At 69.7% G+C, this 14,854-nt stretch carries 12 protein-coding genes; 6 read left to right on the top strand and 6 right to left on the bottom strand.

From position 1 onward, the window contains the following. Positions 1-90 precede the first annotated feature (90 nt). Together EV671_RS27790 and EV671_RS15995 are read left to right on the top strand one after the other, a co-directional pair. Complete coding sequence (locus EV671_RS27790; protein ID WP_132573506.1) at positions 91-987, top strand: AraC family transcriptional regulator; 897 nt, start codon at positions 91-93, stop codon at positions 985-987. After that, complete coding sequence (locus EV671_RS15995) at positions 984-2,393, top strand: dihydrolipoyl dehydrogenase (RefSeq protein ID WP_132573504.1); 1,410 nt, start codon at positions 984-986, stop codon at positions 2,391-2,393. The genes EV671_RS27790 and EV671_RS15995 overlap by 4 nt, the downstream gene beginning before the upstream one ends. Before the next feature lie 25 nt (positions 2,394-2,418). Here the strand turns inward: EV671_RS15995 and EV671_RS15990 are convergent, their stop codons facing one another. The 3 genes from EV671_RS15990 to EV671_RS15980 are packed head-to-tail and all read right to left on the bottom strand — an operon-like array spanning position 2,419 to position 8,472. Continuing rightward, positions 2,419-3,915, bottom strand: coding sequence for an efflux transporter outer membrane subunit (locus tag EV671_RS15990; protein WP_132573501.1), 1,497 nt, complete (start codon positions 3,913-3,915; stop codon positions 2,419-2,421). Positions 3,916-3,925: 10 nt separating this feature from the next. Next, positions 3,926-7,111: an efflux RND transporter permease subunit gene (locus EV671_RS15985; protein WP_132573499.1), complete on the bottom strand. Its 3,186-nt coding sequence runs from the start codon at positions 7,109-7,111 to the stop codon at positions 3,926-3,928. A 14-nt stretch (positions 7,112-7,125) separates the two neighbouring features. Beyond that, positions 7,126-8,472: an efflux RND transporter periplasmic adaptor subunit gene (locus EV671_RS15980; RefSeq protein ID WP_243655760.1), complete on the bottom strand. Its 1,347-nt coding sequence runs from the start codon at positions 8,470-8,472 to the stop codon at positions 7,126-7,128. 23 nt (positions 8,473-8,495) lie between these two features. Between EV671_RS15980 and EV671_RS15975 the strand changes: the two genes are divergently transcribed. Continuing rightward, positions 8,496-9,266 (top strand): exodeoxyribonuclease III, encoded by a 771-nt coding sequence (locus EV671_RS15975; protein ID WP_132573497.1) that lies wholly within the window; start codon positions 8,496-8,498, stop codon positions 9,264-9,266. A gap of 156 nt (positions 9,267-9,422) precedes the next feature. Next, positions 9,423-10,649, top strand: coding sequence for a vanadium-dependent haloperoxidase (locus tag EV671_RS15970; protein ID WP_132573495.1), 1,227 nt, complete (start codon positions 9,423-9,425; stop codon positions 10,647-10,649). Between the two features lie 7 nt (positions 10,650-10,656). Here EV671_RS15970 and EV671_RS15965 read toward each other — a convergent pair whose 3' ends face one another. Further along, on the bottom strand, positions 10,657-11,304 hold the full coding sequence (locus EV671_RS15965; protein ID WP_132573493.1) for a CatA-like O-acetyltransferase: 648 nt from the start codon (positions 11,302-11,304) through the stop codon (positions 10,657-10,659). 90 nt (positions 11,305-11,394) lie between these two features. Between EV671_RS15965 and EV671_RS15960 the strand changes: the two genes are divergently transcribed. After that, the gene (locus EV671_RS15960; protein ID WP_132573491.1) at positions 11,395-12,996 is read left to right on the top strand and encodes a methyl-accepting chemotaxis protein; all 1,602 of its coding nucleotides are present in this window, start codon (positions 11,395-11,397) and stop codon (positions 12,994-12,996) included. A gap of 12 nt (positions 12,997-13,008) precedes the next feature. On the opposite strand, the gene EV671_RS15955 is transcribed toward EV671_RS15960, so the two are convergent. Further along, the gene (locus tag EV671_RS15955; protein ID WP_132573489.1) at positions 13,009-13,251 is read right to left on the bottom strand and encodes a hypothetical protein; all 243 of its coding nucleotides are present in this window, start codon (positions 13,249-13,251) and stop codon (positions 13,009-13,011) included. 320 nt (positions 13,252-13,571) lie between these two features. Next, a complete protein-coding gene (locus EV671_RS15950; RefSeq protein ID WP_132573487.1) occupies positions 13,572-14,300 on the bottom strand; it encodes a helix-turn-helix transcriptional regulator in 729 nt (242 codons plus the stop codon). An 86-nt stretch (positions 14,301-14,386) separates the two neighbouring features. On the opposite strand from EV671_RS15950, the gene EV671_RS15945 reads away from it, so the two are divergent. After that, entirely contained in the window at positions 14,387-14,803 is a 417-nt protein-coding gene (locus EV671_RS15945) for a hypothetical protein (protein ID WP_132573485.1), read from the top strand. Positions 14,804-14,854: the final 51 nt, after the last annotated feature.

The following is a 14,854-nucleotide window of genomic DNA, read 5'->3' as shown; positions in this document are numbered from 1 at the left end:
CGTTAGCCCAAATCGGCAAGACCTGGGGGTTCGGGGGCGATGGGGCGCGGGCTATCCTTGCCGGGCCCTGGCTCCCGTTCGGCAATCCGCATGGCGATCCGCCTCGACGTGTTCGACGACTTCCACCTGCACCGCGACTCGGCGCCCGAATGGGCGCAGCGCTATGTCCAGCTCAGCCCTGGCCGGATGCGCAGCGCCCTCGTCGAGACGACGGCGCCGGGCCTGCAGGTATTCCGCAAATGGATGAGCGAGCGCGTCGTGCAGCAGGGCTGCCTGCCGGCGGGCCGCATCTGCTTCGCGCTGCTCGGCCAGGCCGGCGCCGGCCGGCCCTGGATGCAGGGGCGGGAGCTGGGCGAGAACCTCGTCTTCGTGCTGCGCGCCGGCCAGGACTTCATGCTGCAACGCCCCCGGGGCATGGCGCTGCTGGCCTGCAGCTTCGCGGCCGAGGACTTCCGCGGCTTGCTGGACGCCCGGCCCTGGTCCCCCGCCGCCGCGGCCCTGCTCGCGCGGCCGGCCGTGCAAGCCCCTGGCACCGAGCTGGCGCGGCTGCGCAGCCTGCTGCTGGCCCGGCCGTCGGCCGCGTCGGTGTTCGCGGCGCTCACCGAGGTCTTCGAGGCCGCCGCCAGCCCGACCTGCAGCATCGGCAGCGCCTCGGCGGCCTATGTCGTGGCCGAATGCCATCGTCTCGTGGCCGCCGGCGGCGACGCGCCGCCCGACATCGCCGCGCTGGCCCGGCGCCTGCGCATCAGCCGGCGCAGCCTGCAGAACAGCTTCCGACAGGTGGCCGACACCACGGCCGTGCACTATCTCCGCAGCCTCAGGCTGAACGCGGTGCGGCGCCGGCTGCTAGATACCGGGGCGGCCGAGCTCGGGGTGTCCGAGGCCGCGGGCGATGCCGGCTTCGAGCACCTCGGCCATTTCGGCCAGCGCTACCGCCAGCTCTTCGGCGAACTGCCCTCGCAGACCTTCAGAAAGACCGCCCCATGACCCCTCTCTCCTGCGACGTGGCCATCATCGGCGCCGGCACGGCCGGCATGGCCGCCTACCGTGCCGCCCGCGTGCACACCGAGCGCGTGCTGCTCATCGAGGCGGCCCACTACGGCACGACCTGCGCACGCGTCGGCTGCATGCCGAGCAAGCTGCTGATCGCCGCTGCGGACGCGGCCCGGGCCGTACGCGAGGCCCACCGCTTCGGCGTGCAGGCCGAGGCGCCGCGCGTGGATGGGCGCGCCGTCATGCAGCGCGTGCGGGACGAGCGCGACCGCTTCGTCGGCTTCGTGCTTGAGACCGTGCATGGCTGGCCCGAGGCGACGCGGCTGTTCGGTCGTGCCCGCTTCACCGGCCCCCACACGCTGGACGTGGAAGGCCAGCAGGTGCAGGCCAGAGCCGTCGTCATCGCGACCGGTTCGCAGCCGCGCATCCCGGCCGGCTGGCGCGAGCGCCTGGGGCACAGGCTGCTCGTCAATGACGACGTGTTCGACTGGCAGGACCTGCCACGCTCGCTGGCCGTCTACGGCGCCGGCGTCATCGGCCTGGAGCTGGCGCTGGCCCTGCACAGGCTGGGCGTGCGCGTGCACCTGTTCGCGCGCAGCGAGCGCGTCGGCCCGCTGACCGACCCCGAGCTGCAGGCCCTAGCCCGCCGCCTCTTCGGCGACGAACTGCCGCTGACGCTGCATGCCGGCGTACCCGAGCCGGTGCTGGACGGCGAGATGGTGCGCATCGGCGACGAATGCTTCGACGCCCTGCTCTGCACGGCCGGCCGCGAGCCGAACCTGGCTGGCCTCGGCCTCGAGGCGCTGGGCCTGGGCGAGTTGCGGCCGGACCGCCATACCGGCCGGTGTGGCGACAGCCATGTCTTCATCGCCGGCGACGTGAGTGACGACCGCCCGCTGCTGCACGAGGCCGCCGACGCCGGCCGCATCGCAGGCGACAACGCGGCGCGCTGGCCCCAGGTGCACCGGCGCCCGCGCCGTGCGCCGCTGGCCGTCGTCTTCAGCGACCCGCAGATCGCGCTGGCCGGCGCCAGCCATGCCGAGCTGACGGCCGCCGGCCATGCCTTCGACACCGGCCGCGTCAGCTTCGCCGACCAGGGCCGCAGCCGCGTGATGGGGGTCAACCGCGGTGGCCTGCATGTCTACGCAGAGCGCGGCACGGGCCGGCTGCTGGGCGCCGAGATGATCGGCCCGGCCGCCGAGCACCTCGGCCATCTGCTGGCCTGGAGCGTGCAGCGCGGCGACACGGTGCAGCAGATGCTGGACAGCCCCTTCTACCACCCGGTCGTCGAGGAAGGCCTGCGCACCGCGCTGCGCCAGCTGCAGAGCGACCTGCACCTGCCCTCGCCGCCGATCGAGAACTGCCTGGACTGCGACACGTCGGCCGAGGTGGGGGCCTGATCCAGCGGCCTCGGGCCCAGGTTCTTCAGTGCCCCTCGGCGGCCTGCCCGGCCAGCGCCTGCGCGCCCTGCCGCCATCCGCCGCCCAAGGCCTGGAACAGGGCCACGCTGTCGCCGAGATGGGTCGCCTTCGCGCCGGCCCGGGCCAGCCTGGCCTGCAGCAAGGCCTGGCGCGCCGCCAGCCAGGCCGGCCGCGCGGCATAGCCCTGGCTGAACTGCTGCTCGGTCAGCGCCATGAGCCGCTCGGCAGCCGCCACGCTGCGCTGCGCGGCATCGAGTGCCTGGCCGTCGTGTTCCAGCGCATAGAGCGTGTCGGCCACGTTCTGGAAGGCTGTCAGCACGGCGCTCCGATATTGCGCCTGCGCGGCCTCGGCGGCGGCCTCGGCCGCGTGCTTGCGGGCGGTCAAGGCGCCACCCGCGAACAGCGGTTGCGTGAGGCCGGCCACCAGGCCCCAGGATTGATGGGCGGGCGAGATCAGGCTGGACAGGGACGCAGCGCTATAGCCCAGGTTCGCCCCGATCGAGAACTGCGGCAGCATATTGCTCACGCTGACGCCGATCTGGGCATAGGCCGCATGCAACTGCTCGAGCGCGGCCTGCACGTCGGGACGGTACTGCACCAGCTGCGAGGGCAGGACCCGCGGCAAGGGCTGAGGCATCTGCAGGCGGTCCAGGTACCCGGCCGCGCTCTCGTCATCCGTCGCCGCGAACTCGCTGGGCAGGTCTCCACACAGGGTCGACAGCAGATCCCGGGTCTGCTCCAGCTGCTTGTTCAACGGCGGCAGCAGCGCCTGCGTCTGGGCAAGAGCGGCCTCCTGCTGGGCGAGATCCAGCCCGCTGCTGTAGCCGGCCTCCTGCTGGGCCCGGCTGTGCCGCAGCTGCTCCTTGGCCACGCCCAGCGCCTCGTTCACGAGCTGCACCTGGTCCAGCAGCGACTGCTCCTGCAGCACGGCGGCGGCCACATTGCTGGCGATGGTGGTGCGCACGGCGTCGGTCTGGTAGCGCTGGCTGTCGGCACCGGCCTGCAACGACTCCACCTGGCGGCGGTTGCTGCCGAAGACGTCCGGCACGAAGCCCACGCTGAGCTGGGCCGTGTGCAGGTTGTAGAGCGACTGGCCTGAACTCAGCGGGGACGACAGCACGGTTCCAGAGTTCTGCCTGGTCGCGCTGTAGCCCAGCTGAGCGGAGGGGTAGAACAGGCCCCGCTGTGCGTTCACGTTCTCCTGGGCCTGCCGCAGGCTCGCCTCGCCCGCCGCGATGCCGGGGTTGCGCTGCAGCGCGCGCTCGACCAGGGCATCCAGCCGCGCGGAGCCATAGGCCGTCCACCAGCGCGGCTGGGGTGCCGCCGCGTCGCCGGGCACAACCGCGGTGTCCCTGGGCTCGCCGCGCAGATAGCCCGTGGCCTGCGGCGGCGGCGGGGCATGGAAATCGGGGCCCGCCGCGCAGCCCGACAGCGCGGCGACAGCGAACAGTTGAACCGCGCGGAGCAGCGGCTTCGGAAGGTGCTTATCTCGAAACTTCATGATTGCTCCTTCAGGCCAGCGCGTCGCCGCCCAGCCCCTTGCGGCGCTTCTTGAGCTTCACGCGGCGCAGCACGGCCAGCCGCAGCGCGGGCACCACGACCAGCAGGAAGAAGGGGCCGAGGAACATGCCACCGGCGACCACGGTGGCCAGCGGGCGCTGCACCTGGCTGCCGATGCCGTGGCTGATAGCGGCCGGGAACAGGCCGATGCAGGCCGACAGCGCCGTCATCAGCAAGGGGCGCATGCGGTGCATGTAGGCGTCGTAGATGGCCTGCTCGGGCGTGCTGCCGGCAAGCCGGAGTTCCTTGAAGTAGGTCAGGATCAGGATGCCGTCCATGACCGACACACCGAGCAGCGACACGAAGCCGATCACCGCGGAGATGCTGACCACCTGGCCCGAGACGAACAGGGCGAGCACGCCGCTGGCCACCGTGAAGGGCACCGCCACCAGCGCCAGCAGGCTGTAGCCGATGCTGTTGAACAGCGCATAGAGCAGCACCAGGATGAGCACGATCGCGGCCGGAATGAGGATGGCCATGCGGGCCTTGGCCTTTTGAAGCTCCTCGAACTCGCCGGCGTACTCGACCCGGTAACCCTCCGGCAGGGCCAGCTCCTGGCCGAGCTTGGTCTCGATCTCGGCCACGGTGCTGCCCAGGTCCCGGCCGCGCACGCTGAACTTGATCGGGATGTAGCGCTCGTTGCGCTCGTGATAGACATAGGTGGCGCCGGTGTCCAGGCCGATGGAGGCGATGTCCCTCAAGGGCACATAGGCCGTCCCGCTGCCCGTGCTGTAGCCCACGCGCAGGTCGCGAACCCGGTCGAGGCCGGCGCGGGCCGGGCCCGCGTAGCGGACCGACAGGCCGTACTGCCGGTCGCCTTCCAGCACGGTCGTGGCGACGGTGCCGCCGAGCGCTGCCTGCACCACGGCGTTGACGTCGCCGGTGTTGAGGCCGTAGCGCGCGGCCTTGGCGCGGTCGATCTGGATGTTGAGGTTGGGCTGGCCCAGCACGTTGAAGATGCCGAGATCGCCCGCCCCCTGGACCTGCCCCATCAGCGACATGGCCCGGTTGGCGAGCTTTTCGAGCACGACGAGGTCCGGCCCGATGATCTTGACCGAGTTGGCGCCCTTGACGCCGGACAGGCCTTCCTCGACGTTGTCCTGGATGTATTGGGAGAAGTTGAAGCCCACCCCCGGGAACTCGCGCGTCAATCGCTCCTGGAGCTCGTTCACGAGCCTTTCCTTGTCCACGCCCGCCGGCCATTGGTCGAAGGGCTTGAGCGGCGCGAACAGCTCCACGTTGTTGAAGCCCGATGCATCGCTGCCGTCATCCGGCCGGCCGTGCTGGGACACGACCGTGATCACCTCGGGAAAGCTCTGGATGATCCGGCGCATCCGGTTGGCCTTCTCGGTGCCGGCTTCGAGAGAGATGGTGGGGGGCATCGAGGCCCGGATCCACAGATTGCCCTCTTCCAGCGCAGGCAGGAACTCGCTGCCCAGGTGTGCCGCCAGCACCAGCACGCCCACCAGGAAGGCGACCGCGAAGCCGCACATCCAGCGCACATGGCCGAGGGACCAGCGCAGCAGCGGTTCATAGACGCGGTGAATCCACCGCACCAGCCAGGTCTCCTCCTCCTTCACCCGCCGGGGCAGCAGATAGGCCACCAGCACCGGTGTCACGGTGAAGGTCGCCAGCAGTGCACCGGCCAGCGCATAGCCATAGGTGCGGGCCATGGGGCCGAAGATCTGGCCCTCGACGCCCGTCATCAGGAACAGCGGCGAAAAGGCCGCGATGGTGATGACGGTGGAGAACAGGATCGAGTTGTCCACCTGCAGCGCGCTCATGAAGATCATGCGCAGGCGCTGGGTCCAGCCCATGGCCGGGTCGGTCACCATGCCATGAGGCCCGCGCGTCATCGCCCGCAGCGCCTCCACGCGCTGCCGGGGCGTGCGCTGGAAATTGCGGTAGACGTTCTCGACGAGGATGACGGCCGAGTCCACGATGATGCCGAAGTCCACCGCGCCCAGCGACAGCAGGTTGGCCGACTCCCCCGTGAGCACCAGCATGATGATGCTGAAAAACAGCGCGAACGGGATGTTGACGCTGACAATCACCGCGCTGCGCAGGTCCCCGAGGAAGATCCACTGGATGAAGAACACCAGCACGCAGCCGAACACCAGGTTGTGGATAACGGTGTGGGTCGTGACGCCTACGAGCGTCGAGCGGTCGTAATACGGCTCCAGGTGCACGCCCTGGGGCAGGCTGCCGTCGTGGTTGAGCGTGTCGACGGCCGTTTTGACCCGGGCGATCACGTCCTTGGTCTGCATGGTGCGGTTCATGACGACCACGCCGGTGACGACATCGTTGTTGCCATCGCGGCCGGCTTCACCCAACCGGGGGACATTACCGGCGCTGATCTCGGCGACGTCGCGCACGAGCACCGGCTGCCCGTTCTGCTGGCTCAGCACGGTGTTGCCGACATCCTGGATGTCGCGCACCAGGCCGAGCCCGCGCACGTTCACGGATTGCTCGCCCACGCTGACGGTGCGGCCGCCCACGTTGCTGTTCGCGTTCCCAAGAGCCTGTATGACCTGCTGCAGCGTCAAGCCATAGCTCTCCAGGCGGCTGGGCTGGACTTCGACGTGGTACTCCTTTGTGGTGCCGCCCCAGGTCACGATCTGGCTGACGCCCGGCACGGTGAGCAGGCGGCGCTGGACGATCCAGTCCTGGATGCCGCGCAGATCCGTCAGGCTGTAGGTGGCCGGACCCTTGACCTGGTAGCGCAGGATCTCGCCGACCAGGCTGGAGGCCTGGATCTGCGGCTGCACGCCGTTGGGCAGGCTGACGTTCTGCTGCAGGTTGATCGCGGTCTGGGTCAACGCCGACAGATAGTCCACGCCGTACTTGAAGGTCACGCGGACGAAGGAAAGGCCATAGAACGACGTGGAGCGGATGTTGTCCACGCCGAGGGTGGTGGCCAGGCCGATCTCCATGGGGCGCGTGTAGTAGCGCTCCATTTCCTCGGCCGACTGCCCGGCCGATTGGGCGGTGATCTCCAGGATCACCGGCGCCGGGTTGGGATAGGCCTCGACATTCAGTTCGTAGAAGGCCAGCAGCCCGGCCGCCAGGAAGGCCAGCAGCCCCAGCAGGACCATGGGGCGGCGCGTCAGCACAAAGGCCAGCAGGGGACGAAACATCTCGATGCCCCTGCTCAGTTCTGCGCCATCTGCGCCAGGTTGCTCAGGAAGAGCGCCCTGTCTTTCGCGATCCGCTCTCCGGCCTTGAGCCCGTCGACGATCTGCACCGAGCCGTCCTGGGTCATGCCCGTCACCACCTTGCGGCGCGTGAAGCTCTGCCCATCCTTGGTCACCCAGGCGCTGATGCTGCCGTCGCCTTCGCGGGCCAGGGCGTTCTCGGGCACAGCCGGGGCATCACTCGCCGCCTGCAGTTCGATCGTGAACTGCGCCAGCATCTGCGGCCGCAGCAGATGGCCGGCATCTGACACTTCGGCACGCAGGCCGATGCGGTGGGAAGCCGGGTCGGCGACGTCGCCGATGTAGCTCAGGCTGCCCGCGAAACGCTTGGCCGGGTAGGCCGACACGGTCACGGCCAACTTCTGCCCCAGGTGATAGCCGCCGAATTCGGACTCCGGCACGCTGGCCACCATCCAGAGCTTGCGCATGTCCGCCACCATGACGGGCGGATTGCCCGCGCCAGGCTGCACGAGCAGCCCTTCGGCGGCCGAGCGCGCCACCACCCGGCCGGCCAGCGGGCTGCGCACCGGCATCTCGGTGTCCACGCGCCGCGATTTCTCGATCTCGTCGATGTCGGTGCTGCCGAGTCCGAACAGGCCCAGCGTCTTGCGCGCCGCGCGGTAGGCGCCGTCCGCGGCCTGCTGGTCGGCGACGTTCTGCTGCAATTCCTTCTGGGGAATGCTCTGCCCTGCCGCCAGGCCCTGGGCGCGCTGGAGCGTCTGCGAGGTGACCTGCAGGCTGCCCGCGGCCGAGATCAGCGCCGAGGCCGCCTGGGCCAGGTCGGGAATCTGCACCGTGTACAGCACCTGGCCCTTGCGCACCTCATCGCCAGCACGCACCAGCACGCGGCCGATCCGGCCCTGGTAGGGCGAAAACACCTGGACCGCATGATCCTGGTCGAAGTCGATCATCCCGAGCGCCTCGCGCCGCGCCTGGAAGGGCCTGGTTTCGACGGGACCCAGCTTCAGCTCCGTCACCTGGGCGGGATCGAGGCGCACGGTGTCGCCGTTCAGCAGCAGCACGGCGGGAGAAGGGGCGGACGGCGCGGCCTTGGGCGCGTCCTGCAAGCGCAGGAACATCAGCAGGCCCAGGCCGATGACGAGGACGCCAGATGCGACGATACGCAGGGGGCGCCGCTGAAGCAGGCGGGGCGGCCGGGTACGGCCGGCGGACGGGGACAAACGCATGGCGGGCGGGGGCGGTGGTGGCGATGGATCGGCCGCCACTCTAGAAAACCCCAACTGACCGGATGCTGACCATTCGCGCGTACGGCCATTGCATGCGCCCGTCACAATGCCGGCCAACACCCTGCCTCGAGATGCCCGCGATGAAGAAGTTCGCCACCTGGAACGTCAATTCCCTGTCCATCCGCCTGCCCCAGGTGCTAGCCTGGCTGGCCGCGCATCCGGTCGACGCCCTGGTACTGCAGGAGACCAAGCTCACCGACGACAAGTTCCCGACCGCCGACTTCGGCGCAGCGGGCTGGCAGGTGCAGTGGTTCGGTCAGAAGACCTACAACGGCGTCGCGCTGATCAGCCGCGAGCCGGCCACCGACGTCGTCAAGAACATCCCCGGTTTTGCCGACGAGCAGGCCCGCGTCATCGCCGGCACGGTCGGCGGCGTGCGCGTCATCGGCGGCTATTTCCCCAACGGTCAGGCGCCGGACAGCGACAAGTTCGTCTACAAGATGGGCTGGCTGGACGCGCTGCGTGGCTGGGTCGGCGGGCAGCTGTCGGCGCATGAGCAGCTCGTGCTGATGGGCGACTACAACATCGCCCCCGAGGACCGCGACGTCTACGACCCGGTGGCCTGGGCCGGCCAGATCCACTGCACGCCCGAGGAGCGGGCACAGTTCCAGCAGCTCATCGAGCTGGGCCTGACGGACGCCTTCCGCCTTTTCGAGCAGCCGGCCAAGAGCTGGAGCTGGTGGGACTACCGCAATCTGGCCTTCCGCAAGAACCAGGGCCTGCGCATCGACCACATCCTCGTCAGCGCAGCGCTGAAGGGCCGGGTCACGGCATGCGAGATCGACAAGCTGCCGCGCAAGAACGAGCGCCCGAGCGACCACGCGCCGGTCGTCGTGACGATCAACGGCTAGAGGACACGCCGCCCCTCACCCGCAGGGCGCGAGCTGCAATCCACCGCCGCGCCGCCTATCTGTGTCCTCTCGCCGGCGATCGTCGGGGGATGCATTCGGGCGCGTGAGGCCCTCACTGCCCCCCTCCCGCAGCGGCGTCGATGTGTGGGGGTAGCCATGGCCTTTCGAAACGCAGCCGTCGTCCTGTTCTGCTCGCTCGCCATGGGCAGCGGGGCCTGTGCCGACGCGATCACCGACTGGAACGAGACCGCCTGCGACGCGAGTGCCAAGCTCGGGCCCGGGGCGCCGGGGCACCGGGCGATGGCCGTCGTCCAGGTCGCCGTGTTCGAGGCCGTCAATGCCATCGAACCTCGCTACCAGCCCTATCTGGAGCGGGTGCCGGCGCCACCGGGCGCATCCGTGGACGCGGCCGTCGCGGCGGCCAACCGCAGCGTTCTTATGGCCTTGATCCCCGCCGAGAAGGCGGCCGTCGAATCGGCCTACCGGGCGGCGCTGCAGGGCCTGCCCGACGGTGCGGCCAAGGCAGACGGCATCGCCGTCGGTGAGAAGGCCGCGGCACTGGTGCTGGCGCGGGCCGCGGCCGACGGTGCGAACGGCCCGGACAACTATCAGTGGCAGACCGTGCTCGGCCGCTACGTGCCGACGGTGATCCCGGCCGCCCCCACCTGGCCGCGGCGCAAGCCATGGATCATGGACAGCGCCAGCCAGTTCCGGCCGGGGCCACCACCCGACCTCGCCAGCGAGACCTGGGCACGCGACCTGCAGGAGGTGCGCCTGCTCGGCGGCAGGAACAGCACCGCGCGCAGCGCCGCGCAGACCGACATCGCCCGGTTCTGGGAGGAGACCCGTCCGCTCGTCTACCACCCCTTGCTGCGCGCGGTGGCCCGGATGCCCGGCCGCAGCGTCACGCAGAACGCGCGCCTGTATGCGGCTGCATCGATGGCGATGGACGATGCGCTGATCGCCGTCTTCGATGCCAAGTACACGTACAACTTCTGGCGTCCGATCACGGCGATCCGGATCGAGCATCAGGCCGGCCATGCGAAGTCGGAGGCCGACCTGGGCTGGACGCCGCTGATCCCCACGCCCATGCACCCCGAATACCCTTGCGCCCACTGCGTGGTGTCGGGGGCGCTGGGGGCCGTGATCCGGGAGGAACTGCAGGGCCAACCACCCCCCAGGCTCAGTTCGACCAGCCCGGCCGCGCCGGGCATGACCCGCGAGTGGGGCAGCGTCGATGCCTTCATGGAGGAAGTCCGCCTGGCACGCATCTACGACGGCGTGCACTACCGCAATTCGACCGTCGAGGGGAGCAAGCTGGGCATGGCCGTGGGCAGGCTGGTGCAGCAGCGCTTCGGGGCGCCGGCAGGCGGGCGTCAGTAAGGCGGGCCTAGATTGCGTCGAGCCCGGCCTGCAGCTGCTCGAAGAACCGCCCGACGTGCACGCCGTCGCACAGCGCATGGTGCACATCGACGGCCACCGGCATCAGCAGCCGGCCGGCCACGGCCTTGAAACGACCGAAGGCGACCTTGGGCCGGTCGTCGCCGGCGCCACGCGCATGCGTGAACGCGGTGAAGGCGAACCAGGGCAGCGCCGTCATGTGCACCAGCGTCTGCTCGCTCACGTCGCCGGGCTCGTCGCCGGCGAACAGCGAGCCGCTGGCGCGGCGCACGCGCGCGAGGCCGGCCTTGCCGTGTTCCGCGAAGGCGGCCAGCGAGGCCTCGCGCGGCAGCGTCAGGAAGCCGAAGCTGCCGTCATCGCGCAGCACCGTGGTGCTGGCATGGATGACGCCGAACTCGCGCACGCCGCGCCCGCCGTCGATCATCGTCTGGCGCATCGCATCGATGCCGTTGGCGGCCTCCAGCGCCGCGTGGTGATAGGCCAGCCAGGGCGTCGCGCCATGCGGCGCGGCGCGCTCGCGCAGGCCGGTCACGTCGACGTCGGCGGTGACGCTGAAGGCCGGCTGGGCCATCGCCCGGAAATGCTGCAGTGCCGCACGGCGCGGCCAGGATTCGAGAGGGATTTCACGGTCTTGCATGGCAGGCTGATGTGCGTTCGCCGAGGGTTGCGCAGGATCAAACTTTGCTGAGATTCAGTCGCGCATGCTCGCACGTCAAAGAGGATCCCCATGAGATTGCAAGCCGCCACCCAGCGCGAATACCCCTTCCCGACCGGCCAGTTGCTGGTTTCCACGACCGACCTCAAGGGCCGCATCCTGCACGCAAACGCGGTCTTCGTCACCACCAGCGGCTATGCGCTGGACGAGCTGATGGGCCAGCCCCACAACATCCTGCGCCACCCGGACGTGCCCGAGGAGGCCTTCCGCGACATGTGGGCCACCATCCAGGCCGGCCGGCCCTGGTCCGGCATCGTGAAGAACCGGCGCAAGAACGGCGACCATTACTGGGTGCTGGCCAACGTGACGCCGCTTCTCGACGGCGGCCGGCCGGTGGCCTATCTGTCGGTGCGCTCGCAGCCGACCCGTGCGCAGATCGACGCGACGGCGAAGCTTTTCGCACTGATGCGCGACGAGGCGCGTACCGGCAGGCTGCGCCATCGACTGAAGTCGGGCGAGCTGGTGCGCACGGGCATGGCCGGCGCCTGGGCCGGGCTGTGGCATCGCGCGCCTTGGCTGGGCGAGGCATCGGCCTACGCCGCCGTGGCCGTGCTGAGCACGCTGGCCTATGCGCAGGCCGGTCCCTGGGCGGCGCTGGGCTCGGCCCTGCTTGCCGGCAGCGCCCTCGCCGCCTGGCGCGATGGCAGCCGGCGCGCCGGGCTGGGCCGGGTGGAGGCCTATGCCAACGCGCTGGCGGCGGGCGACCTCGCCGCCACGCTGGAGCGCAGCGGCCGGCCGCAGTTGCGCGGGCTGGAGGCGTCTCTGGACCAGGTCGGCGTCAACCTGCGCGCGATGGTGACCGACACGCGCAAGGAAATCGAGCGCATCCGCAGTGTCAGCAACGAGATCGCCCAGGGCAACCGCGACCTGGCCGGCCGCACCGAGGCCCAGGCCGCCAGCCTGCAGCAGACGGTGGCCAGCATGGAGCAGATTGCCACGACGGTGCGCGACACCAGCAGCGGCACGCAAGCGGCCAACGGCGTCGTGGGCGAGTTGCACGAGGTGTCGCGCCACAGCGCCGAGGTCGTGCACTCGGTGACCGACACGATGGGCGGCATTGCCGGTTCGTCGAACCGCATCGGCGAGATCGTGCAGCTCATCGACAGCATCGCCTTCCAGACCAATCTGCTGGCGCTGAACGCGGCCGTCGAGGCGGCTCGCGCGGGCGAGCATGGCAAGGGCTTCGCCGTCGTTGCGGGCGAGGTGCGGGCGCTGGCCCAGCGCAGCTCGCTGGCCGCGCGCGAGATCAAGTCGCTGATCGACGATTCGACGCGCCGCGTGCAGGCCGGCGAGGCGCAGACGCGCACCGCACGGGAGAGCATCGACGCGACGTTGTCGAAGGTGGAGGCCTTCACCGCGCTGATCGGCAACATCGACAGCGCCGCGGCGGCGCAGATGCGCGGCGTGGCCGAAGTGCATGGCGCGATCCGTCAGCTCGACGGGATCACGGACCAGAACGCGGCGATGGTGGAGCAGCTGGCGCGCTCGGCCACGCAGATGCTGGACGACACGGCGCAAGTGGCCGCGGCGCTGCGCGTGTTCCGCCTCGCCGCCAACGAGACGCGGGCCATGCCCGATGCGGTCGACCTGCGGCGCACGGCCAAGCAGGCCTGATGCGAGCTGGTGTCAGTCGTGCGGAGCGGGCTGGCGCATGCCGAAATCGTAGAGCGCCCGCTTGAGCTCCTCGGTGCGCTCCTCGCCCAAGTCGGCGAGCAGGCGATGGGACGGCGTGCTGCGGATCTGGCCGATCTGGTGATAGCCCAGGGTCTTCGCGTAGATCAACGTACGCGAGGTCAGCGGCAGGCATTCGAGCGGTGCCTGATCGGCGAGGCTCAGCAGCCGGGCATAGGTCGCATCGGAGATGGCCACGATATTTGCACTGAGCTGCTTGGGAGGCGGCCGGGAACCTGTTCTACGCGGGGGCCGCAACGGATGCGCCAAGGGTGAGGAGCTCGTTGTCTGGAGCCGGTCACCTGGGGCATCCGTTGCGGGCCGCGTCGGGTTCTCGCCGTGTGGGGCGGGAGGTTCAGCCGCCGAGACGGGGCAGACCGAGGATTTCGTAGACGAGGTCGATGATCTTCATGGGGTACTCCAGCGACAGTGGAAGACAACTTGCTGGGTCCGGACTGTCCCTGTTTTCAGCTTCCCGGTAACCTAGCAAGTCTTCCAGGTTGTCTGCGCGGAGCGCCTCAAAGCAAGCCCGCGGCCACGCACTTCAGCACCGCCTGGTGCTTGGACTTCACGTCCAGCTTGCGCATCGCGTTGCCGAGATGGAAGTTCACCGTCTTCTCGCTCATGCCGAGGATGACGCTGACCTCCCAGGCCGTCTTGCCCTGGGAGGTCCAGCTCAGCACATCCAGTTCGCGCTTGGTCAGCCTGGGCAGGTCGTCCTTGCTGATCCTGGGGCTCAGCAGCCGGTCCGCGGCGGTCAGCGCATGTGCGGCCAGCAATTGCAGACCGGCCACCATCTGCATCAGTCGCGGGCCAGACTCGGGCAGCGCCTCGTCTCGGTCCACACCGAGCAGGAAAACCTTGTCGCCCGGCAGGTGCAGCTTGACCGCAATGCCGGTCTTGTAGCCGTAGGGCGCCTGCATCTCCCAGAGCTCACCCGCACCTGCGGCGACGTAGGTCTGCTGGTCGTAGGCCACCGGCACCGACTGCGTCATCAGCTTCATCATGACCGGGTCCCGACGCGCGTCGCCGAGATCCTTGGCCGCGGCCAGATAGCCCTCCGGCGTATTGCCCAGCGACGTGATCCTTACGTCGGCGTCCTGCAGCAGGCCACGCATCAGCACGCCCGAAATGATGGGAAAGCCCAGTGCCTCGGCCGTCTTCACCAGCCGCCGTTCGAAGCTGGTGAAGTCCTCGCTCAGGCCGACGTCGATCAGCTGCTGGTAGTTCATTTCGGGCTGGGCCATACCTGTCAAGTCTGCCAGCTTGTTCCGGGTCCGGCATGACCGGAGACTGCGCGCCGATCACGATTTACACCCCGAAAGGCGCTTGCATGTCGACCCTGATCCATCTCCCCGAGGGCAGCATCTGCTGGCCGGTTGCGGCACTGTCGGGCGCCGCTCAGGATGTCCGGCACGCCCAGACCCGTGTGCATCTGGCCCGCAGCGGCGAGCGTCGTGCCGGCGGCACGACGCGCTGGGAGCGCTGCTACGCCGATGCCTGCGCCTGGCTGGAGTGGGATTGGGTCGAGCTCGACGAGGGCACCGTCGTGCAGGCCGACCCGCTCAACGTGCGCTGCAACGTGCTGCTGCTGGACGAGCATCAGCGGCCTCTGCTGTCTTCGCGCCGCCGCGCGATGCTGGCCACTCTGGTCTATCTGCTGCCTTGGCAGGGGCCGGTGCTGGACAAGCTGCGCGGCCTGGAGGCGCCACGCCGCGTCGCCCGTGCCGCGCAGCGCCTGGCTGCCTGAACCTGGGTGACAGCAGGGGGCGGCGCGTTTACGCAGAATCGGCGGCTTCTT

It is taken from the genome of Roseateles saccharophilus (genome assembly GCF_004342485.1).
Taxonomy (GTDB): Bacteria; Pseudomonadota; Gammaproteobacteria; order Burkholderiales; family Burkholderiaceae_C; genus Pelomonas; species Pelomonas saccharophila.
This window is presented reverse-complemented; position numbering and strand designations above follow the sequence as displayed.